This is a genomic window from Nocardia sp. NPDC005978 (genome assembly GCF_040614455.1).
Taxonomy (GTDB): domain Bacteria; phylum Actinomycetota; class Actinomycetes; order Mycobacteriales; family Mycobacteriaceae; genus Nocardia.
The window spans coordinates 119,717-140,884 of record NZ_JBEXUS010000008.1 but is presented as its reverse complement, the minus strand read 5'-3'; the positions used below and the strand labels follow the sequence as shown (position 1 = coordinate 140,884).

The following is a 21,168-nucleotide window of genomic DNA, read 5'->3' as shown; positions in this document are numbered from 1 at the left end:
GTGACGCGCCGGGAGACCTGGTGGGGGGGGGGGCGGTCCCAGCAGACCCCGGAAACCCCCCCCCCGCCGGTGCCGAGCGATAGCTCCCTCAGTCCAGCGCGATCGCCTCCACGATGGGCAGGCGCGCCGCCCGCACGGCCGGCGGAATCGACCCCAGCAGCGCCAGCGCCAGCGCGACCACCGCGTAGATCAGCAGCAGCGGGCTGGGCCGGTAGGCGATGTCGATGGAGATGGCGTTGCCGAGCGCGACGGTCGCCAGGTAGTGCACGCCGGAGCCGACAACCAAACCCAGTGCGGCGCCGACGAATCCGATACCGGCGGCCTCCGCGAGCACGCTGCGCAGCAGGAACCGGCGGCTGGTGCCCATGGCGCGCAGCACGCCCAGTTCACGGCGGCGTTCGAGCACCGAGAGCATCAGCGTGTTGAGCAGGGCGACGGTCGCCACCAGCACCACGATCCAGAGAATGGCGGCGCTGATGGAGCTGCCCTGGCGGATGCTGCCGGAAATGGCGGCCAGCGCGCTCGCGCCGGTCTCGACCTGGAACTCGGCCGGGACCGCCGCGCGCACCGCGGCCAGCACGACGTCGGGATCCGCGCCGGGCACGAAGTCGACGCCGATGATGGTCTCGCCCGACCGCTGATACCACTGCCGCAGGATGTCCAGGTCCAGCACCACGATCCCCGCGATGGCCGAGAAGTACGGGACCACCCGCAGCACGGTCACGTCGTGAATGCCGGTGGGCGTGGGCAATTGCAGCGTCGAGCCCACGCTCACGTCCAGCTGCCGCGCCACGTCCCGGGAGATGACCACGCCCTCGCCCCGGGCCATGCGCGCCAGGTCGGCCTCGGTGGTGCCCTCCAGGGCGGAGCTGCGGGCGACGCCACCCTCGTAGCCCTGCAACATGACTCGGCCCCGCCCCAGGGTCGCGAAGGCCATCTGCGCCGCGCCCGCGTCCTCGACGCCGGGAACGGCGCGGAGCTTGTCCTTGAGATCGGCCGGCAGGATCGGACCGGTCGGGAACTGCTCCATCGCGGTGGCGCTGACGAAAACGTCGGTGCGACCGAGCCCTTCGAAGGTCGAGCCCGCCGCGTCGACCATGTCGCGCGAGGCGTTGCCCATGGCCACGACGGCGGTGACGCCGATCATGACCGTCATGGCGGTCGCCCACACCCGGCGCGGGGCGCGTTCGACCGTGGTCGCCCCGAGCGCGCCGGGTGCGCCGAAGAGCCGGGACACCGCGCCGATGACGCGCACGATCGGACCGGTGGCGGCGAAGCACACCAGCACCGCGCCCGCGATGGAGGTGGAGATGGCGGCCAGCGACAGCCTGCCGATGTCGGCGTTGGCGATGAAGACCCCGGCCACGATCGCGGCGAGGCCCGCGGCCAGTGCGGCCCAGCGCAGCAGCGGTTTGACCGCGTCGGCGGAGGATGTGCCGACCGGGGCGAGCGCCTCGATGGGCGCGACCTTGTACACCTGGCGGGCGGCGATGGCGGCCGCGGCCACGCTGGCCAGCACGCACGCGGCCAGGGCCACCGGGATGGCGTAGCCGGGCACCATGTACTCGGTCCGCGATTCCACCGACTGCACGATCGCCGCGGGCAGCCTGCCGATGGATACGCGGCCCATGAAGATGCCGACGACCGAGCCGACGAGACCGCCGATCAGGCCCAGCAGCGCGGCCTCCACCAGCAGGCCGAGCACCATGGGCATGCGCCGGCCGCCGATCGCGCGCAGCAGCGACAACATCGGGCGGCGTTGTGCCACGGCCATACTCATGGCGTTGTAGATCAGGAACGCGGAGACGATGAGCGCCGCCGCCGAGGACGCGAGGGTGGAGTAGCGCACCAGTTGCACCGAACCGCCCGCCTGCGCGCTGCGCAGATCCGGGTCGGCGACCACGGCGCGACCGGCGACGACCCCGGTGAGCGCCGAGCGCAGGGCGTCCACGTCGGCCCCGGGCGCGGCCAGGATCTGCACCGAGTCCAGTTTGCCGGTGTGATCGGCGATCTTCTGCGCCACGGGCAGCGTCGCGATGACGATGTGCCCGCCGTTGACCTTCGCGGAGGTCTCGGCGTCGATGACGCCGACCACGGTGGTGTCCACGGCGCCGAATCGCACCCGATCGCCCTCGTGATGCCCCATGGCCGAGCCGACCAGTACGCCGTTGGCGGCGGTGAGCAGCTTGCCGGCCTGCGCGTCGAGCGATCCGCCCAGATCGTTGCCGAGCTGGGCGATGCTGGCGTCCGCGCCGATCAGCAGCGCGCGGCTCTCGCCCGAGCCGATCCCCTGGCGCACCATGGGCACCGCGGTGCCGACCCCGGTCGTGGATCGAATCTGTTGCAGCAGTGCCTGATCGAAGCCCGCGTCGGTGACGCCGGTGATCTCCAGCACGGCGTCCCCGCCCAGACTGCGGGTGAGTTTGTCCACCGATCCGGTGATGGATCCGGAAATGCTGAAGACCGCGACCAGCAGTCCGGCCGAGACGCCCATGACCACCATGGACAGCAGGGTGCGGCCGCGGTGGGCGAGTAGCTCACCGATGTTGAACAGCCGCAGGCGATCCCACATCGCTGCGATCATGCGCGCACCACGCCCGCACCGTCGGATTCGGCGGCGCCGGTTTCGGCCGGGCCGGTTTCTCGAACGGTGCGCACTTCGCCGTCATCGGTGCGCTCCACCCGTTCGGTGGCCCCGATCTTGCCGTCCCGCAGCGTGATCACGCGATCGCAGTAGCGCACCGCGCCCATGTCGTGCGTGACCATGACCACCGAATTGCCCTGGCGGGTGATGTCGCCCAGCAACCGCAGGATGGATTCACCGGTCTTGGAGTCCAGGTTGCCGGTGGGCTCGTCGGCCAGGATCAGCGGCGGATCCATGATCAGCGCCCGGGCCACGGCCACGCGCTGCATCTGTCCGCCGGAGAGCTCGGCCGGGCGGTGTTCGGCGCGCTCGCCGAGTCCGACCAGATCCAGCAGTTCCAGCGCGCGCGGCTTGGCTTTGCGTAATCCGGTGCCGTCCAGCAGTTTCGGGATGGCGACGTTCTCCCACGCGGTCAGGGTCGGGAGCAGGTTGAAGAACTGGAAGATGAAACCGACCTGATGCCGCCGGAATTCGGATTGCCGATCGTCATCGAGATCACCGATTTCCTTGTCCTGGAACCGGATCGATCCCGATCCCGGCGAGTCGAGCGCACCGAGCAGATGCAGCAGGGTGCTCTTGCCCGAACCCGACGGACCGATGATCGCGGTGAACTCCCCCGGTTCGATGCGCAGGCTGATGCCGTCCAGCGCGCGCACGCTCTGCCCGCCGATCCGGTATTCCTTGGTGACGTCGGTCAATTCCAGCATGGTCGTTCCCCTCGTGTTCCCTCTGGCGAATCAGCCGGCCAGTGCGCGCACGCGCGGCCGGAAGTAGAGCTGGTCGGTGTCGTAGGTGTCGAGCACGGCACGCAGGGCGGGCTGTTCGGCGGCGAGTTCGCGGTGTACCTCGATCGCCGATTTTCCTTCCGCCAGTGCGTTTTCCAATTTCACTCCGAGATGGTTCTCCCATCGGTGCCGCAGCGCGAGCAGCACGCCGTCCGGGCCGCCGAAGAGCCGGTCCAGCTCGGGCAGCCGGTGAAACAGGTTCGGGTCGGCGGGATTTCGGGCCGCGCGATCGAGGACGGTGTGCAGGATATCGGTGCGAGCGTGCAGGTCTGCCCAGGTCATGGCCCCCAGCCTTTCGTCTCGCTGCGGATCCGATCGGACCCGAGCACGGTGGCGATGGTCATGACGCTACGGAGACGTCGCCGCGATGTCGTCGTGCCGCGGTCCCGACTTGCCCTCCTACCCCGGTAGGAGACCGGCCCCTGCCCGCGAACGATGTACGCCGTCCAATTCGGCCATTAGCCTTACAGAATGAACGTGACAGGCGCCACCCCCACCTCGGTCGGGCACGCGCTGGGCGACGTGCGGCTCATGCTGCGGGACAGCGCGGAGCGCATCCGCCTGTTCGCCCGTCACCCGGTCGAACAGTTCCGGATCAATGTCGAGCGGACCGGGTTCGGCTATCCCAGCCAGGTCGTTTTCCTCATCGACGTGGTGGTGCTCGCGATCTCCGTGATCGCGGTGGGGCAGCGGATCGGGGAGGGCTACCTGCCCAGCGTGCTGCCCTTTCTGGCGGCGCTGCTGACCCTGGCGCACTGGCCGCTGCACGTGCTGTTCGACGTCATGCCCGGTCCGCTGCTGCTGACCGCGCTCACGCTCGGCGCGGTGGGGTTGTTCCTGGCCCAGCCGGTGCAGAACGACGCGGCGCCGTTCATCCTGATCGCCGTGGCCGGCGAGGTCGCGGCCATCGCCCCGATGATCGTCAGCATCCCGGTCGCCCTGACGATGATCGTGCAATTGATGTTCTTCGAGTCCATCGGACACGTGGATCTCGGCCTGCCCATCTACGGTTTCGCGGTGCTGTGCGGCTGGATGACCGGGCAGATGATGAACTACCAGCGCCGCTACCTGTATCAGGAACGCGAGTACCAGGAGGTCCGCGCCGTACAGGCCGCCGACGAGGAGCGCAGGCGCATCGCCCGCGAGGTGCACGACGTCATCGCCCATTCGCTGAGCATCACGCTGTTGCACGTCACCGCGGCCCGGCACGCGCTGCAGACCGATCGCGACGTGGACGAGGCGGTGGACGCGCTCGCGGACGCCGAGCGGCTGGGCCGTCAGGCCATGGCCGACATCCGGCGCACGGTGGGCCTGCTCGATCAGCGGCCCGCCTCGCAGACGCCCGAACCCGGTCTCGACGACATCCCCGAGCTGGTCGAGGATTTCGTGCGCGCCGGAATGGATGTCGACTATTCGCTGTGCGGCGACACCGCGCGGGTCTCGGCCGGCATCGGCCTGGCCCTGTACCGGATCGGCCAGGAATCGCTGTCCAATGTCGCCAAGCACGCCCCGGGGGCGCGCGCGACGGTGCGAATCGTCCTGAGCACCAGGGAGGTCGCGGTGGAAGTGCGCAACACCCTGGCCGCGGGCGCGCTGCCCCGGACGGGTCGCGGCATGGGCATCTCCGGCATGCGTCAGCGCGCGGCCCTGCTCGGCGGCACGCTCACCGCGGGTCCGCTGGCGGACGGCTGGCACGTGCACGCGCGCATTCCGCTGACCGGCGGGCACCTGGCGTGCATGGCGGTCAGCGCCGAGGATTCGCTGTGGACGGTGCTGCAGTCGATGACCCGCAAACGCGCGGAGGACGAGCCGGAGAACGGCGAGCACGCCGCCGGAAAGCCTTCGGCCACAACGGAACAGCTACTGCCGAACGCACACGCGAAGGGGGAACGGTGACCGAGCGGGCCGACGACGAGCTCATCGCCGTACTGGTGGTGGACGATCAGGAGCTGGTTCGCGGCGGTCTGCGCCGAATCCTGCGCCGCCGTGACGGTTTCGCGGTCAGCGAATGCGCCGACGGCGACGAGGTGCCCGCCGCGGTCACCGCGCACCGGCCCGACGTGGTGCTGATGGACCTGCGGATGAAGCGCATGGGCGGCATCGAGGCCACCCGGACCCTGCGCACCCGCCCGGATCCGCCGCCGGTGCTGGTGCTGACCACCTTCGACGACGACCAATTGCTCTCGGGCGCACTGCGCGCGGGCGCGGCGGGCTTCCTGCTCAAGGACTCCCCCGCCGAGGATCTGATTCGCGCCACCCGCACGGTCGCCGGCGGCGGGTCCTGGCTCGATCCCTCGGTCACCCCGCGGGTGCTCACCGCCTATCGCTCGGTGCGTCCGGCGCCGGTCCCGAGCGAGCGGACGCTGTCCGATCTCACCGTGCGGGAGCTCGAGGTGCTCGAGTTGATCGGGCGCGGCCGCTTGAACGGCGAGATCGCACGCGACCTGGGCATCTCGGAGGTAACGGTGAAAAGCCACGTAGGACACATATTCGGGAAGCTGGGGTTACGCGATCGCGCCGCGGCGATCGTCTTCGCGTTTGACCACGGTGTGGTTTCCCCAGGAGAATCCAGGTCCTGAGCGGTTGGTCGCGGGCGCTTCGCCGCGGCCGATCCGGGAGTTGGAGGTTAGACGGGGTGGATGCACCGCCTTCGCGCGCGGGCGGCCGGTTCGGGCCGTACGAATTGCGCTCGTTGCTCGGCAGGGGCGGCATGGGAGAGGTCTACGAGGCCTACGACGCGTCCAAGGACCGTGTCGTCGCCCTCAAGCTGCTACCCGCCGAACTCGCGAAAGACCCCTCCTACCAGGAACGTTTCCGCCGCGAGTCGCAGGCCGCGGCGCGGCTGGCCGAACCGCACATCATCCCCATCCACGACTGGGGCGAGATCGACGGTGTGCTGTACATCGACATGCGGCTGGTGCGCGGGCAGGATCTGCGCACCCTGCTCGACGACAACGGGCCGCTGCCGCCGTGGCGCGCGGTGGGTTTCGTCGAGCAGGTCGCCGCGGCACTGGACGCCGCGCACTACTCGGGCCTGGTGCACCGGGACGTCAAGCCCGCCAATGTGCTGGTGACCGACGCCGATTTCGCGTACCTGGCGGACTTCGGCATCGCCCGCACCGAGGGCGACACGGCCATCACCATGGCGGGCACCGCCGTGGGCTCCTACGCCTACATGGCCCCCGAGCGCTTCGACACCGGACCGGTCACCGGGCGCGCCGACATCTACTCCCTCGGCTGCGTGCTGCACGAATGCCTCACCGGCAACAAGCCTTTCCCCGCCCACAACGTGAGCGCGCTGATCCGGGCGCACCTGTCCGAGCCGCCGCCCCGGCCCAGCGCCCAGCGCGGCGGAATCCCGGACGCGCTGGACACGGTGGTGGCGCGCGCCCTGGCCAAGGACCCCGGCGATCGCTTCCTGACCGCGGGCGAGTTCGCGCGCGCGGCCCGGATGGCACTGGCCGGCGGTGCGGTCGCCCCGCCGCCCGCCCCCGTCGCGCAGCCCGGCCGGACGGTGCCGCCCGCGGCCTTCGCGCCGCCGCCGAACCAGCCGCCACCGGCGCAGCCGACCGCGGTGCTGCCGGTGCCGAGCTCGGATCCCACTGTGGTGCAGCGCAATACCGGCACCTTCGGGCCGTACTCGACGGGTGCGTTCCCGCCCTACACCGATCAGGGCGAGCCGCCCGCCACCTCGGATCTGCCGGTGATCGTGCCGTCGGATCCGACCATGGTGCGGGTCAGCGACTTCCACTACACGCCGCTGCCGCAGAGCGCGCAGCCCGCGCAGCCGCAGCCGCCGGTCTGGGGGCACGCGCACGGGCCGCAGCAGGACTTCCCGTACGCGCCGACGCCGGATCCCTCGCTGTACCCGACCTCGGATCATCCCCGCTACGATCCCGCCCCGCCGCCCGCCTACCGGCCGCGCCGCAGGTCGGTGGCGGTCCCGGCCGCGATCGGCGTCCTGGTGGTCGCGGTCGCGGCGATCGCGGGTGCGGTGGGCTGGCAAGTCCTGGACAGCTCCCGCGACGAAGACTCTCCGACGACCGCGGCATCGGAGGGTCCGGGCTACACCACGTCGCAGTCGCAACCGAGAACCACCGCGACGACCGCTCCCACGACGACCGCGGCGCAGTTGCCGGCGGGCGCGACCCCGTGCCCGGTGGTGTACCCGGTGCTCAACGGTTACACCGGCTCGGCGATCGGATCCACCGTCACCAGTTGCCCTTTCGCGGAAGAGGTACGCAGGGTGTATGCCGACTCGACGTCGGGCCGACCGGGTTCGGCAAGTAGTGTTGTCGCTGTGAGTCCGGTGACCAACCGGGCCTACACGATGAACTGCACGGCGACAGGAAAATTGGTCACCTGCATCGGTGGCGAGAACGCGGTGGTGTATGTCTACTGACCCTATTCCGACCTGTCGCAAGGCCTTTGCGCGATGCGTCGCGGTGGCGACGCTGCTAGCGGTCTCCGCGTGCGGCGTGCAAGCGGGCACCCCGGGACCGGCCGAATCGGCGAGTCCCGCCGAGGCTCTCCCGGTCGCGGAGGCAGGCGCCTCGAATCTGTCGATGATCGCGCCGGACCTGCCGGACCTGTTCGGGCTGCCGAAATCGGTGAGCCTGGCGGCGGATTTCGCCGAATTGCAGGCCGCGCTGGACGGGCGCATGGGCCTGGCCGCCATGCCGGTCGGCGGCGGCGACATGACCGTGCTCGGCAACTGGTCGACCGGCATCGCCTGGTCCACGATCAAGGTGCCGCTCGCACTGGCCGCGCTGCGCCGGGACCGCGAGCTGCGTGATGTCGCCGAGGCCGCCATCACGTACTCCGACAACGATGCGGCACAGCAGCTTTGGAATTCGCTCGGCACCGATGAGGAAGCCGCGGACGCGGTGCAGGCCATCCTGCACGAGGCCGGGGACGACTACACCGACGTCGGCATGCGCCACACCCGGCTCGCCACGCTGGGCTCGGACGATCTGCTGTCCTTCGGCGCCACCGATTGGACGCTGACCGACCAGGCGCGTTTCGCCGCCAAGCTGCCCTGCCTGCCGCGCGCGAGTTCGGTCATCTCGCTGATGAGCGAGATAACGCCCAGCCAGAGTTGGGGTCTGGGTCATCTGTTCGGCGCGGAGTTCAAGGGCGGCTGGGGTCCCGACGACGACACGGGCATGTACACCGTGCGCCAGTTCGGGCTGATCCCGACGCTGGCCGGTCCGGTCGCGGTGGCACTGGCCGCCGAACCCGCCTCGGGCACCTTCGAGGACGCCACCGACATGATGGACCGGATGGCTTTGCTGCTCGGGGAACACCTTCCGGAGCTGCGCGGCGGGCTCTGCGGTCAGTAGGGTTCGAAAAGTACCCATACGCACCGCATTTGACCCCGCCGCCGCGACCCACCACAATCCTTGCGATTGACGGGTATCGGCGTGTCCGCTGAAAAACGCGGGCGCGCCGATTCCCCGGAACTGGAGGTATCGGGGTGGACGCACCGTATGCGCGAACCGCTGAACAGGGCGTACGGCGCCGCCGGATCGCACGCGGCGCGTTCTGCGCGGCGGTGACGCTGGCGGCGGGCGTACTGGCCGGCTGCGGCGGGAGCGACCCCCTGATGGTGCCCGAGCCGCGCGCCACCACGACCGCGAACCCCGGCTCCACCGGCACCCCGCTGGTGACCGTGCCCGGCACCCTGGCCTGGGAGTTCATCAACGATCTACAGCCCACACTGAAGGGCCGGGTGGCGCTGGCGCTGCTGCCCGTCGGCGGCGATCGCGCACTCACCCTGGGTGATTGGCGCAGCGGGCCGGCCTGGTCGACCATGAAGGTGCCGCTGTCGCTGGCCGCGCTGCGGGCCAACGCCGGACTGGCGAGTTCGGCGACCGCGGCCATCACCTACTCGGACAATGCCGCGGCGGATACGCTGTGGCAGGCCCTGGGGTCGGGTACCACCGCGGCGGCCGATGTCGAGGAGGTGCTGCGCGAGGGCGGTGACTCGGTCACGCAGGTGCCCGCCACGCGCACGCGCACGGACTATTCGGCCTTCGGGCAGGCGGATTGGTCGGTCACCGATCAGCTCGCCTTCGCCGCGCGGCTGCCCTGCCTGCCGGAGTCCGACGCCGTCACCACGCTCATGGGCAAGATCACCTCCGGGCAGCGGTGGGGGCTCGGCACACTCACCGGCGCGGAATTCAAGGGCGGCTGGGGGCCGGACACCAGCGGCGGCTACCTGGTCCGCCAGTTCGGGCTGATCCCGGTGGACGGCGGTTCGCTGGCCGTGGTGATTGCGGCACAGCCCGATTCGGGTTCCTTCGACGAGGGGACCACCATGCTGACCAAGATCTCCACCCTGGTCGGGGAGCATCTGGACGAATTGCGCGGCGGGCGGTGCGCGGGCGGTTCCTGAGCACACAGCGCACACCGGACGGTCGGTCCAGAGTGTGCTGACCTGGGCTTCCCGGGGGTCAACCTGACGGAAACCCGGACTACGGGCAAGATAGGGCGCATGCGCATCGGAGTCTTGACCGGAGGCGGAGACTGCCCAGGGCTGAACGCGGTGATCCGTGCTGTCGTTCGTACCGCGAACGGCCGGTGGGGTGATGCCATCGTCGGATTCCAGGACGGGTGGCGCGGGCTACTCGAGGATCGCAAGATCCAGATTCTGAACAACGACCGCACCGATCGCCTGCTCACCAAGGGCGGCACCATCCTCGGCACCGCACGCACGAATCCGGACATCCTGCGCGCCGGACTGCCCCGCATCAAACAGACGCTGGACGACAACGGCATCGACGCCCTCATCCCGATCGGCGGCGAAGGCACCCTCACCGCGGCCAGCTGGCTGGCCGAGGAGGGCGTGCCGGTGGTCGGCGTGCCCAAGACCATCGACAACGACATCGACTGCACCGACACCACCTTCGGGCACGACACCGCCGTGGCCATCGCCACCGAGGCCATCGACCGGCTGCACACCACGGCCGAATCGCATCAGCGCGTGATGCTGGTGGAGGTCATGGGACGGCACGCGGGCTGGATCGCCATGAACTGCGGCATCGCCTCGGGCGCGCACCTGACCCTGGTGCCGGAGGTGCCGTTCGACGTGGACGAGGTCTGCGCCATGGTGAAACGGCGCTTCCAGCGCGGGGATTCGCACTTCATCTGCGTGGTGGCCGAAGGGGCCATGCCCGCGCCGGACTCGATGTCGCTGCGGGACGGCGGCATCGACGAATTCGGGCACGTGAAGTTCACCGGTGTCGCGCAGCAGCTCGCGCCGGAGATCGAGCGGCGCATCGGCAAGGAGGTGCGGGTGACGGTGCTGGGCCACGTGCAGCGCGGCGGCACGCCCACCCCGTACGACCGGGTGCTGGCCACCCGCTTCGGGGTGCATGCCGCGGAGGCGGTGCACGCGGGGAACTTCGGGCAGATGGTGGCGCTGCACGGCAACGACGTGGCGCTGGTGCCGCTGTCGGAGGCGACCAAGCAGCTCAAACTCGTTCCGCAGGACCGGTACCGCGAGGCCGCCGCGTTCTTCGGCTGATCGGGGACGAACCCCGGAAATGAATGGGCCGCCCCACTTTCGTGGGGCGGCTCCCCTATTTTGCTCCCCGGGGAGCGCTCCCACATAGGGATTGGGGCCTCACACTTTGTGCGAGGCCCCAATTGTCCTTATTTATCCACTCTATCCAGATCTATCGGGACATATACCGCGCGTCAGTGATCGAATCGACCCCGTGTCAGCGCGGCGGTGAAGCGATCCCATTCGGCCGGGCCGAATACCAGTGCCGGGCCGGTGGGGTTCTTGCTGTCCCGTACTCCCACACCGGCGTCCAGGAACGCGATCTCCACGCATTCCTTGGCCCCGGTGCTGCGGGCGGTCTTGAACCACCTGACGCCGGACGGTTCGACGTTCACGTCGCGTACTCCTTCGCTGCCTTCCGCAAGAGATCTCTACTGCTCGCCTCGTCCAGCGCCGAGCGCTGGAGAGCCTGGTACGCCTGGCGATAGCGATCGACCGCGGCCTGCTTCTCGAGGTAGAGGTCGCCGAGGAAGTTCTCCAGGTACACCACCGTGGGCTCGACCGGTCGGTTTCCGCCGTCCCGGCCGAAGTCCAGAATCACGAACGGCCCCACGGAATGCCCGATGGGAACGCCCGCGGAGAAGGGTAGTACACGCACAGCGATCATTGGGAGTGTCGACATGTCGGCGACGTGCCGCAGCTGCGCCGCCATCACCTTCGGATTGCCAACGACCCTGCGTAACGCGGTTTCGTGGACGATCACGTCGAGGCTCGCGGGGTGGCGTTTGCGAGTCAGCAGACTCTGCCTGCGGGTCTTCAGCTGCACTCTGCGGTCGATCTGATCGCGTTCAGCATCCGGCCAGTAATCACCGATCAGCACGCGCGCGTACTCCGCGGTCTGCATGAGTCCGGGGATGAGATCGGGCTGGTACGAGACCAGGCCCCGGGCCGAGGCCTCCAGGCCCACATACACGTTGAAGCCCTCGGGCACGATGTCGTCGTATTCGTGCCACCAGGACTTGACGCTGGCCTGCTGGGCCAGGCCCATGACGGCGGCGCTGAACTCGTCGTCGAAGTCGTAGATGCGGCACAGTTCCCGGATATCCAGGACCCGGATCTTCTCGGCGTTACCGGTTTCCAGCCGCTGTAGTTTCGACTCGCTCCATTCCATCAGGGCGGCCGCTTCGGCAATCGTCATGTTGCACTGCATGCGCCCCTCGCGCAGATATCGGCCCAGTTGGCGGCGCGGCAGAGTGGAACCTTGCTCGGACATCGAGTCCTCCCCCACGAAGGCGGTTTTCGGTCACTGTGAACGATGCTCCCATGCGATATGAATGCTGACCTGGTGCTTTCGCAAAGTTTCCGCCGCCGGCCGCGGTGTCGTTGCCGGATCGGTGCCGGCGGTGCTGAACTGGAGTCGCGCCCGGTGAGAGCCGGAGCCCTGAATTCGGACCCACTCGTCCCCGAGCCGGGCGCACCCACCGCTCGACCGGAGCGTCCCCGCGCACCGACGGAGGGACGTCATGACCGGCCCCGTGATGTTGATCTTCGACTGCACCACCGATCCGGGCGAGCTGCCCCCGCCCCTGGCCCGCGAGGCGGCCCAGATCCACCGCCACTGCGCCGAGCCGGAGTGCGAGGTGCTACGCCGCGCGAGGTCGTCGCCGGCCGACGATCCCCGCCCGCTACAGACGATCTGAGGCGAATGGGTCGGGCCGGAATCACGCGCTCCGGCCCGATGATCCGGGCCGGGTCGAGCCGGAATGGGTGCCCGAAGCGCCGCTACGGTCCCGATCCACCAACCCGAACCCCTCGCCGGGCGGCCGTCGAGCCACGCCCGCGTGACGCCATACGCTGTCCAGCCGCCGATCCGGGAAGGCACACTACCCGCCGGTCCGCAACGCTCCCCGCGCAATCTCCATCCGTGCAACGAGCGAATTCAACAGTGCCCGAATGAATTCCACAGACGAACGAGACCGAGCCACTGATGATCGAGGGCGGCTCGATCCGGCCGGGCCGGAACTCGCCAGCAGGGGCACAACCGGGACCGGTCGGGTTCGAGCCGAGGAGGGTCTGAGATTGGCGATGCGGTTGAGGCCGACGCGGCTATCCGAGCACCATTACCGCGAGAATCAGCAGCATCAAAGCCAGTACCAAGACCGCCAGGCCGGACACGACCAGCGCATTCACTTGGGCTCGGTCCACTTCGCCGCGCCAGCCCGCATCCCCTTGCGGCGGAGCCCCGTTGGGTGCGTAGGGACCTGTTTGCAGTGGGCCGTACGCGCCGCCCGGTGGTTGCGCACCGAACTCCGGCACCGGTACACCGGCCGGAACATGCTGCTGCACAACCGGAACGAAGTCCGCTGAGACGGGAGCTGGGTCCAGCGGCGCGTGCCCGGGCTCGACGGAAAGCGGCTCGGGGTCCACCGAATGCGGTGTCTCCGGCTCCGCGGCGACGGAGCCGGGGGCGGCCGCGGCGGGCGAATCGGACTCGGGCAGAACCGCATCCGGTGCGACATCCGAGGGATGCCCGTCCCGCTCGTCACCGGGAGTAGCCGTCCCTGCCTCGGCGGGTTCCGCGTCCGGGTTCGTGTCGCGGGGGCCCACACGTTCGCTCTCGTATCGGCCGGCGGCAGCGCCGACCCCGGCCGAGGGGACAAAGGCTCCCGACATCGGATTACGCAGCGAGGCACCCGGATAACCTGCGGGGTCCGGCCGTGCGGTGCGCCCGGAATCCACCGGATCCGAACCGCCGGAAGAGTCCCGATCCCTGCGTGCGGCGCGCCCGGAATCTACCGGCTGCGATCCGACGGAGGAGTCCTGGTCCCCGGCGGCGCGCACGACGGGATCGTTCTGTGCCGGGGTGTCTTTCGGGTAGCCACTCGGATCCCGGGAGCCGGCGGACCGTGCATTGATTCCCGCGGGCGAGGCAGGAGCAGCGTCCACGTCTTCGAGGCCGGGAGCGTTCGCGGCGACATCCCCACCGACCGCACCGCGTTCGACGGCGGTGCGCCCGGCTGCGCGGGTGGCGGGTTCGGCGGGGCCGTCGGAGCCGGAGGGGTTGGTCGAATTCGGCGAATCAACCTGCACCGAAACCTGTTTCGCTTCCGGCACGGCGAAATCGGGGGGATCGAGCGGTCCGGAGGTATGGGCGGGCGACCGTTCGGATTCGGCGGTGCGGGAGGCCGGGGGCGATTCGGCGTAGAGGACCGCGTCGGTCACCTGTCCGGCAGCGGCGGAGAACGAGCCAGCGGGGTGCGAGCCGGGTGCGTTCGGGTGGGGGTTCCGGAATTCACCGGGGTGCTGATCGGGGGCGTGAGAATCCGGGCGAGCAAGCAGGTCGGTGCGCTGGTCGGGGGAATCCCCTTGCGACCCTTGGGTGCCCGGCGGCTGCGCGGGAACGCCCTGGGACGGATGACCCGCAGGATGCTCGGGATGACCGCCTGGCTGGTGCACCGGTCCGGCGGGCTGGGGTGCGAAGCCAGCGGGCTGCTGCGGGTGGCCGGCGGGCTGGGGCGCGTGGCCGGCGGGCTGCGGTTCGAAGCCGGAGGGCTGCTGCGGATGGCCGGCGGGTTGGGGTTCGAAGCCGGCAGGCTGCTGCGGATGGCCGGCGGGCTGGGGTGTGTGACCGGCGGGAAGAGCGGGTTGGGCCGGATGAGGGGCGGGGACCAGGGCCGGATACGCGGGCGCGTACGAAGGGGCCTGGGGTGGATACCCCTGGGGGGACTGGGGATTCGGCGGTGGGGGGTAATTCTGAGGTGCGGGGTAGGGCGGGGGGTAGGGGGCGTAGGCGGGGGGCTGGGCGGGGTAGGCGGGGGGTGCGGGAGCGTAGACCGGACCCAGGTACGGGGGGACGGGGGTGCCGGGCGGCGCCAGGGCGCGGCGGGCCGCCTTGGCGAAGTCGGTGCTGGTGGGGAAGCGGTCGGCGGGGCGTTTGGCCATCGCCTTCGTGAGGACCGCGTCCATGGCGGGGGTGAGGCCGGGGCGGCGCAGGGAGACCGGGGGCGGCAGGAGCTGGAGGTGGCCGCGGATCAACTCGGTGGGATGGGGAGAGTCGTAGGGGCCCATGCCGATCAGGAGCCAGTACAGGGCGCAGGCCAGCGAGTACTGGTCGGTGGCGTGATCGAGGGGCGCGCCGGTCATCTGCTCCGGCGAGGCGTAGGCCAGGGTCGCGGTGAACATGCCGGCCTGGGTGAGGTGGGTGGAATCCTCGCGCAGGCGGGCGATGCCGAAATCGCTGAGGAACACCCGCTCCCCGTGGCCCGCGACCGCCCGGGCCAGAATGATGTTGGCGGGCTTCACATCCCGGTGCAGCACACCCATGCTGTTGGCGTAATCCAGTGCGGCGGCGACGCCTTCGATGATCTGCACCGCCCGCTCGGGCGGCAGCTGGGTCACGTTCACGCTGGCCGCGTCGACCCCGTCCACGTACTGCATGGAGATCCACAGCTGCTCGTTCTCCGAGCCGCGATCGTAGACCTCGACGATATTGGGGTGATCCAGCTGCGCGACCAGATCCGCCTCGCGCTCGAACCGCGCCCGAATCTCGCGGTCGGCGAACAGTTCCCGATTCAGCAGCTTCAGCGCGGTCAGCCGCCCCAGCCGGGGATGGCGGGCCAGGTACACCGAACCCATACCACCCTGTCCGAGCAGTCGTTCAACGGTGAAACCGGCGAATACGTCACCGCTGTTCAACACTGTGACGACCCCCTTCCGGTGACGTACGAGTCCGTGAGCCTATCCGGCGGAGCGCGCCGCGACCCGCCGTCTCAGCCCGGTGTGACCAGTCCCGATTCATAGGCCAGCACCACCGCCTGCGCCCGATCACGCAGGTTCAGTTTGGCGAAAACCTTCGACACATGGGTCTTCACGGTCTGCTCGGCGACGAACAGGCTCTCCGCTATCTCGACATTGGACATACCCCGTGCCACCAACTCCAGTACTTCGCGTTCGCGGGGCGTCAAGACCGATAGCGCGGGCGCGGGCGTGCGGCGGTTGCGGCGCTTGGTGACATCGGCGATGAGCCGGCGGGTGACCGTCGGCGCGAGCAGCGCGTCGCCCGCGGCGACCACGCGGACCGCGCGCACCAATTCCTCGGCGGGGGCGTCCTTGAGCAGGAACCCGCTGGCGCCGATGCCCAACGCCTCGTACACGTAGTCGTCGATGTCGAAGGTGGTGAGCATGAGCACCCGCACGGGCGGATCGAACCCGGCCGCCAGGATCGCACGCGCGGCGTCCAGGCCGTTCATCTCCGGCATGCGCACGTCCATGAGCACCACATCGGGACGCAGCCGTTTCGCCTCCGCCACAGCGGTTTTGCCGTCGGGCGCGTCACCCACCACGCTGATATCGGGCTGCGCGCCCAGCAGCGCCCCGAATCCCGCTCGCACCATCGCCTGATCGTCGGCGATCAACACCGTTATGGCCACTGCCGCACCTCACGCACGCCAACGAGTCTGCCACGCCGGGCGCCCCCGGTCCCCCGCACCACAAGCTTCGCACCCTCCCGCAATTTCACGGTGCGGCAACCACCCACTCGGTAATTTTGTCCGCATGGGGAGATTCGGCACGTTTGTCAGTGAAACCGCGTTCGGAGCGTTGGTTGCCGTACTCGTGGCGATGGTGCTGATCATCGGCTTCGGCGCCGAGGGTTCGATCTGGGTGATCGTCGTCTCGGTACTCATCGGCATACCGGCGGGCAACGCCGTCTCGTGGGCCACGACCCGCAAGAGCGGACGGTCCCGGGAGTAAACCGTGGCGGAGCGGGAGCGCGGCGGTCAGCCGGCGGTCCCGAGCGCGGACAGGGCGTCGGGGCCGAGGGTGGCGGCGGGCAGGGGCAACTGCGCCCGGACCTCGAACCCGCCGTCGGGTCGGGGAGCGGCGACCAGGTCCCCGCCGACCGCGGTCGCGCGGGCCTGCATGCCGGTGATCCCGCTGCCGGGAGTGCCGGACGGGTCGGCGGCCCGGGTGCCGACGGCGGGACCGTTCGTGACCGCGAGGGTCAGGTCGTGGTCACGCACGATGCGCACCCACACCGGCGCCCCCGGCGCGTGCCGGGAGGCATTGGCGAGTGATTCCTGAACGATGCGGTACAGCGCGAGACCGGTGGTATCGGGCACCGTGTCGAGGCTGCCCTCGACGGTCCAGGTCAGTGGGACCCCGGCGCGCAGCGCACCCTCCAGCAGGGTCGCGACATCGGCGGCGGCGGGTTGCGGGGCGTGTTCGGGGAGCTGCCCGTCGCTGCGCAGCACGCCGAGCAGGCCGCGAATCTCGTTCAGCGCGGCGCGCGCACCGGTGCCGATGGACTCGAACTCCTCGCGGGCGGCGGGCGAGAGACCGTCGATGCGGTAGGGCGCGGTCTGCGCCTGGACCACCACCATCGACATGTGGTGCGCGACCACATCGTGCAGGTCGCGGGCGATGCGGGCCTTCTCCTCGAGGATGGCGCGGCGGGCCCGTTCGAGCTCGGTCTCCTCCTCCTGTTTGACCAGGGCCTGGCGCGAGACCACGACCCAGCGGATGAGCAGGCCGAACACCACCAGGCCGGTGATGGCTATGGGCCAGCCGAACCCCGCCTCGGCGAAGCTGTCCCCGGCCTGGGCCATGGTGGTGGCGAACAGCAGCGAGGTGGAGATCCACGCGACGCCGACGATCTGCAGCGGCGACCGCACCGCGACCGCGAACACCAGCGCGAACAGGGTCAGGATGTGCACGACCTGGAAGGGGATGTCGCTGCCCGGCTGATGCGGTACCGCCAGCGCGATCAGCAGCGCCGAACCGGCCGAAACCGCCCAGCCCAGTGCCGGATTGACGCGCACGAGCAGGATCGGGAACGCCGCGAACCCGGCGATGAACGGCATGGCCGCGATGGGTACCCGATGCGTGACGTGCAGGGTCGGCCACGCTATCGACAGCAGGATGAGCGCGACCGCCACGACCGAGGCATCGAACCAGTAGCGCGATGCCAACGAGCGGCGATTCTTTTTCGCCAAAGTACCGACCATGACGTCGACGGTAGAGAACCGATCCGGCCGACGCCTCATACCGAGGGTCCAACTACCACCCCCTACCCCGGTACCGGGCCACGCCCCCGCTCCCCCGCACCGCCCACACCGGAACCGTCCTCTGGCGTGAAGCCCCGCTCAGGCCCCGATTCCTAGCGTCGTTCCCCATGAGAGCGTTCCCGAACACCCCGGGCTCCGCACCCCACCGGGACTCCGAGCACACCCGGCCCGTGCCCGGGTCGACCGCCCACATGGCGCCGGCGGGGTCGACCGCCCGCACGGCGCCGGCCGAGGCCGCCGCCGTGGTGGTGGGCGTCGCCACGACGCCCGCGCACGACCCGTTGCCGTCCGAGGGCTGCTGCGGGACGGCCGCGCTCGGCGAACGCGCCCCGGCGCACCCCGATGACAGCCGCGCGCACGGTCCGCTGCGCCGGGCCGCGCTGCTCGCCGGTGCGAGCGCCCTGCTGTTCTCCGTCGCGGTGGTCTTCGCCCCGAGCGCGTCCGCCGTGCCCGCACCCCCGCGCACCGAGAACGCCGGCGCCCGGACCGCCGTCCTGGCCGCCAACGCCGTCACCCCCGACGCTCTGGCGTTGCCCGCCGACTTCGCCGCGGCGGCGGGGTACCGGCCCGCCATCGAATCGGGCCTGCTGGTCAATCCCGAGGGCGGCTGCTCCTCCCCCGTCCCGCTGCCCGCCGAGTTCGAGTTGGCCTGCAAGGCACACGATCTCGGCTACGACCTGCTCCGCTACGCGGGCGACCACGACCAGCCCCTCGGCCCCTGGGCCCGCCAGGCGCTGGACACCGCCCTCGACGAGCGCATGCACGACTCCTGCGCGGCCCGCCCGAACCCCCTGTCCCGCACCCGCTGCGAGTTCATGGCCGATGTGGCCGCCACGTTCGTAGACCTCAATTCCCGCCGCCAGGACTACGGCGTCCCGGTCCACGAGACATCCCCCTTCGACCGCACGCCCGGCCCCCTCTCCCCCGCCGCCGGCGTCGCCCTGTTCGTCACCGGAATCGGCACGGCCGCAGCGCTCGCCACCCGCATCACCCGCCGGAACCGCACCCGCCCCACCACCCCGGAGGCTCCCGAATGACCATCCAGCGCCCCCGCCCCACAACCGAATTCGGCTCGACCCCAACCACATGGCGCACCCCCTCGATCGAAGCCGCACCGCTCGAACGCCCGCCGAACTCGCACCCGCCGGTCAGCGACGACAAGTCGCTGACCGACCCGACACGCGTCCCACGCGAGTCGGCTTACGCAGATGCCGACGTCCCCACCGCGCCGCACAGACCGCAGCCGCGACGAACGGACCCCGCGACCACACGGCGCAACCCTTCAGTCGATGCCGCACCGCCCAAATGCCCGTCCCGCTCGCACCCGGCAGCCAGCGACAACGAGCCTCTGGCCGACGCGGAGCGCCCGGCCCGCGTCCGACACCAGTCCGGCCACGAACACACCGACGTGTCCGCCACACCGCGCAGACCGGAGGCGCGGCGAACGGATCCCGCCACCTCGGGCGAGTCGATCGACGACGACGTCTACGTCGAAACGCCGCTCGACAACGCGGCCCAGTATCACCCGGGCACGAAGCCCGCCACTCCGGCTCGCGTCGAATCATTGGGCGAAGCAGGAGGTCTCGCACCGTTGCACTCCGGCGCGCCGGGCAGAACGGCCGTATCGCGTGTGGGGCGAGTATTCCTGTCGCCGGTGCGACGCGCGGGTATCCAGGATCGTCTCGAACCTGTGGCGCTCGGTGACAGAGCCCGACATCACGACCAGTGCGTGGAATCGCGCCGGGGTCGAGAGAGCCCCGGTGTTCGCCTGAGCGCGAGGGCAATCGACAAAGCGGAGCGGGCGGTGTCGAGGGTGGGGCGGCGGATCGTCGCGCCGCGGTTGAGTGTCACGGCGGGGGCCGGGGCGGGGGTGCTGGGGTCGTTGGCACCGGGGCTGTTGCCTCGGACGGCGTCGGCGCAGGCGATCGTCACCTCGGTGCTGGTGATTCTCGGGTTGGTGGTGGCGGGGGTGGTGCGGATCGGAGTGCGGCGCTTCGGGATCGATACGGCGCGGTGGGGGCGGTGGCGGTCGCCTGCGCTGGGGGTCGTCGTGCTCGCGGTCGCGGCAGCGGTCGCGCGGGCCGAGCACTGGCAGAACCGGCTGCGCGGGGTCATGGGGGTGGCGGCTATCGGGCCCGGCTACTGGGGACTGTGGCTGGCGGAGTCCGCGGTCATTGTCGGGGTAGTGGTTGGGTTGTGGGCCGGATTGCGCTGGGTGGTACGGCGATTGGGGAGGGTGCGCAGCCTCGCGGGCGCCGGGGCGCTGGCTTTGCTGACGCAGTTCATGATGGTGCCCACGATCGTCGAATGGCGGAAGTCCGCCTACGCGGCGGCCAACGCGGCCGTGGATCCGGCGGTGGTGCAACCGGATTCGCCGGCCCGGTCGGGGAGCCCGGTGTCGGCGGCGAGCTGGCCGTCGCTCGGGGCGCAGGGGCGCAGGTTCGTCGCCGGATCACCCGAGCGGGCGGTGCGGGTCTACGTGGGCATCTCCTCCGCCGGCGGCGTGGACGACCGGGTTGCCCTCGCGATCCGGGAGTTGGAGCGGACCGGCGCTTTTCAGCGCGGGCACCTGGTGGTGACCGTGCCCACCGGATCCGGATGGATCGACGGCGACGCGGCGCGCGGGCTGGACGAACGGTTCGGCGGGGACGTGGCCCTGGTGGGCGTGCAGTACTCGAACGCGCCGAGCTGGGCCACGTTCCTGTTCGGGCGGGCGGCGGCCGAGGAATCGGCGCGCAAGCTGTTCGACGCTGTGGAGGAACGGATTTCGCGACTGGCACAACCACCGAAGCTCTACGTCTACGGGCAGAGCCTGGGCGCGGTCGGCGGCAGCGCGATCTTCGGGAGCGACGCCGAACAGGACGATCGCACCTGCGCCGCACTGTGGGCGGGTCCGCCCGCCAACGCCGCCCACCGCGCCGGCGGCACGATCCTGGCCAACGCCTCCGATCCGGTCGTGCACTTCTCCCCCGCTCTGCTCTGGCACGCACCGGATCTCACCGGCACCCGGCCGGACGCCCCTGTCCCGCCATGGATTCCGGTGCTGAGCTTCCTGCAGACCAGCGCGGATCTGCTCGCCGCGCTCGACGCCCCGCCCGGCCACGGGCACCGTTACGGGACGGACCAGGGCACGGCGCTGGGGTCGTGCTGACACCTGCGGAACCGCCG

Annotated in this window: 18 protein-coding genes; 10 read left to right on the top strand and 8 right to left on the bottom strand. The window is 70.4% G+C overall.

Going from position 1 to position 21,168, the window contains the following annotated elements:
• Window positions 1-88: 88 nt before the first annotated feature.
• From ABZ319_RS05830 to ABZ319_RS05820, 3 genes are read right to left on the bottom strand one after another with little or no spacing between them, the layout of a single operon-like run.
• Window positions 89-2,584: an FtsX-like permease family protein gene (locus ABZ319_RS05830; protein ID WP_354985165.1), complete on the bottom strand. Its 2,496-nt coding sequence runs from the start codon at window positions 2,582-2,584 to the stop codon at window positions 89-91.
• Window positions 2,581-3,351, bottom strand: coding sequence for an ABC transporter ATP-binding protein (locus ABZ319_RS05825; protein WP_354985164.1), 771 nt, complete (start codon window positions 3,349-3,351; stop codon window positions 2,581-2,583). The genes ABZ319_RS05830 and ABZ319_RS05825 overlap by 4 nt, the downstream gene beginning before the upstream one ends.
• Window positions 3,352-3,381: 30 nt before the next feature.
• The gene (locus ABZ319_RS05820) at window positions 3,382-3,711 is read right to left on the bottom strand and encodes a hypothetical protein (RefSeq protein WP_354985163.1); all 330 of its coding nucleotides are present in this window, start codon (window positions 3,709-3,711) and stop codon (window positions 3,382-3,384) included.
• Window positions 3,712-3,900: 189 nt separating this feature from the next.
• Between ABZ319_RS05820 and ABZ319_RS05815 the strand changes: the two genes are divergently transcribed.
• The 6 genes from ABZ319_RS05815 (at window position 3,901) to ABZ319_RS05790 (ending at window position 10,957) form a co-directional block, all read left to right on the top strand.
• On the top strand, window positions 3,901-5,325 hold the full coding sequence (locus tag ABZ319_RS05815; protein ID WP_354985162.1) for a histidine kinase: 1,425 nt from the start codon (window positions 3,901-3,903) through the stop codon (window positions 5,323-5,325).
• Complete coding sequence (locus ABZ319_RS05810) at window positions 5,322-6,008, top strand: response regulator transcription factor (RefSeq protein WP_354985161.1); 687 nt, start codon at window positions 5,322-5,324, stop codon at window positions 6,006-6,008. Before ABZ319_RS05815 ends, ABZ319_RS05810 begins: the two co-directional genes overlap by 4 nt.
• Window positions 6,009-6,064: 56 nt before the next feature.
• Window positions 6,065-7,831, top strand: a complete 1,767-nt coding sequence (locus tag ABZ319_RS05805) for a serine/threonine-protein kinase (RefSeq protein ID WP_354985160.1) — start codon at window positions 6,065-6,067, stop codon at window positions 7,829-7,831.
• 43 nt (window positions 7,832-7,874) lie between these two features.
• The gene (locus ABZ319_RS05800; protein ID WP_354985159.1) at window positions 7,875-8,771 is read left to right on the top strand and encodes a hypothetical protein; all 897 of its coding nucleotides are present in this window, start codon (window positions 7,875-7,877) and stop codon (window positions 8,769-8,771) included.
• Between the two features lie 134 nt (window positions 8,772-8,905).
• On the top strand, window positions 8,906-9,826 hold the full coding sequence (locus ABZ319_RS05795; protein WP_354985158.1) for a hypothetical protein: 921 nt from the start codon (window positions 8,906-8,908) through the stop codon (window positions 9,824-9,826).
• Window positions 9,827-9,925: 99 nt separating this feature from the next.
• The gene (locus tag ABZ319_RS05790) at window positions 9,926-10,957 is read left to right on the top strand and encodes an ATP-dependent 6-phosphofructokinase (RefSeq protein WP_354985157.1); all 1,032 of its coding nucleotides are present in this window, start codon (window positions 9,926-9,928) and stop codon (window positions 10,955-10,957) included.
• Between the two features lie 173 nt (window positions 10,958-11,130).
• Here the strand turns inward: ABZ319_RS05790 and ABZ319_RS05785 are convergent, their stop codons facing one another.
• Together ABZ319_RS05785 and ABZ319_RS05780 are read right to left on the bottom strand one after the other, a co-directional pair.
• Window positions 11,131-11,331: a DUF397 domain-containing protein gene (locus ABZ319_RS05785; protein ID WP_354985156.1), complete on the bottom strand. Its 201-nt coding sequence runs from the start codon at window positions 11,329-11,331 to the stop codon at window positions 11,131-11,133.
• Window positions 11,328-12,209: a helix-turn-helix transcriptional regulator gene (locus ABZ319_RS05780; protein ID WP_354985155.1), complete on the bottom strand. Its 882-nt coding sequence runs from the start codon at window positions 12,207-12,209 to the stop codon at window positions 11,328-11,330. Before ABZ319_RS05780 ends, ABZ319_RS05785 begins: the two co-directional genes overlap by 4 nt.
• A gap of 250 nt (window positions 12,210-12,459) precedes the next feature.
• Between ABZ319_RS05780 and ABZ319_RS05775 the strand changes: the two genes are divergently transcribed.
• Window positions 12,460-12,636 (top strand): hypothetical protein, encoded by a 177-nt coding sequence (locus ABZ319_RS05775; RefSeq protein WP_354985154.1) that lies wholly within the window; start codon window positions 12,460-12,462, stop codon window positions 12,634-12,636.
• A 406-nt stretch (window positions 12,637-13,042) separates the two neighbouring features.
• Here ABZ319_RS05775 and ABZ319_RS05770 read toward each other — a convergent pair whose 3' ends face one another.
• Entirely contained in the window at window positions 13,043-15,634 is a 2,592-nt protein-coding gene (locus ABZ319_RS05770) for a protein kinase (protein WP_354985153.1), read from the bottom strand.
• 71 nt (window positions 15,635-15,705) lie between these two features.
• Entirely contained in the window at window positions 15,706-16,365 is a 660-nt protein-coding gene (locus ABZ319_RS05765; protein ID WP_354985152.1) for a response regulator transcription factor, read from the bottom strand.
• 124 nt (window positions 16,366-16,489) lie between these two features.
• Here ABZ319_RS05765 and ABZ319_RS05760 point away from each other — a divergent pair, with 124 nt between their 5' ends.
• Window positions 16,490-16,687, top strand: a complete 198-nt coding sequence (locus ABZ319_RS05760) for a hypothetical protein (RefSeq protein ID WP_354985151.1) — start codon at window positions 16,490-16,492, stop codon at window positions 16,685-16,687.
• Window positions 16,688-16,713: 26 nt separating this feature from the next.
• Here ABZ319_RS05760 and ABZ319_RS05755 read toward each other — a convergent pair whose 3' ends face one another.
• Window positions 16,714-17,940: a histidine kinase gene (locus ABZ319_RS05755; RefSeq protein ID WP_354985150.1), complete on the bottom strand. Its 1,227-nt coding sequence runs from the start codon at window positions 17,938-17,940 to the stop codon at window positions 16,714-16,716.
• Window positions 17,941-18,107: 167 nt separating this feature from the next.
• On the opposite strand from ABZ319_RS05755, the gene ABZ319_RS05750 reads away from it, so the two are divergent.
• Together ABZ319_RS05750 and ABZ319_RS05745 are read left to right on the top strand one after the other, a co-directional pair.
• The gene (locus tag ABZ319_RS05750) at window positions 18,108-19,037 is read left to right on the top strand and encodes a hypothetical protein (RefSeq protein ID WP_354985149.1); all 930 of its coding nucleotides are present in this window, start codon (window positions 18,108-18,110) and stop codon (window positions 19,035-19,037) included.
• 767 nt (window positions 19,038-19,804) lie between these two features.
• Window positions 19,805-21,151, top strand: a complete 1,347-nt coding sequence (locus ABZ319_RS05745; protein WP_354985148.1) for an alpha/beta-hydrolase family protein — start codon at window positions 19,805-19,807, stop codon at window positions 21,149-21,151.
• Window positions 21,152-21,168: the final 17 nt, after the last annotated feature.

What these genes read in the sequence shown, in the direction of transcription:
- ABZ319_RS05830 (WP_354985165.1), bottom strand. Translation starts at nt 2,584, where the DNA reads ATGATCGCAGCGATGTGGGATCGCCTGCGGCTGTTCAACATCGGTGAG.
- ABZ319_RS05825 (WP_354985164.1), bottom strand. Translation starts at nt 3,351, where the DNA reads ATGCTGGAATTGACCGACGTCACCAAGGAATACCGGATCGGCGGGCAG.
- ABZ319_RS05820 (WP_354985163.1), bottom strand. Translation starts at nt 3,711, where the DNA reads ATGACCTGGGCAGACCTGCACGCTCGCACCGATATCCTGCACACCGTC.
- ABZ319_RS05815 (WP_354985162.1), top strand. Translation starts at nt 3,901, where the DNA reads ATGAACGTGACAGGCGCCACCCCCACCTCGGTCGGGCACGCGCTGGGC.
- ABZ319_RS05790 (WP_354985157.1), top strand. Translation starts at nt 9,926, where the DNA reads ATGCGCATCGGAGTCTTGACCGGAGGCGGAGACTGCCCAGGGCTGAAC.
- ABZ319_RS05780 (WP_354985155.1), bottom strand. Translation starts at nt 12,209, where the DNA reads ATGTCCGAGCAAGGTTCCACTCTGCCGCGCCGCCAACTGGGCCGATAT.
- ABZ319_RS05775 (WP_354985154.1), top strand. Translation starts at nt 12,460, where the DNA reads ATGACCGGCCCCGTGATGTTGATCTTCGACTGCACCACCGATCCGGGC.
- ABZ319_RS05760 (WP_354985151.1), top strand. Translation starts at nt 16,490, where the DNA reads ATGGGGAGATTCGGCACGTTTGTCAGTGAAACCGCGTTCGGAGCGTTG.
- ABZ319_RS05755 (WP_354985150.1), bottom strand. Translation starts at nt 17,940, where the DNA reads ATGGTCGGTACTTTGGCGAAAAAGAATCGCCGCTCGTTGGCATCGCGC.
- ABZ319_RS05750 (WP_354985149.1), top strand. Translation starts at nt 18,108, where the DNA reads ATGAGAGCGTTCCCGAACACCCCGGGCTCCGCACCCCACCGGGACTCC.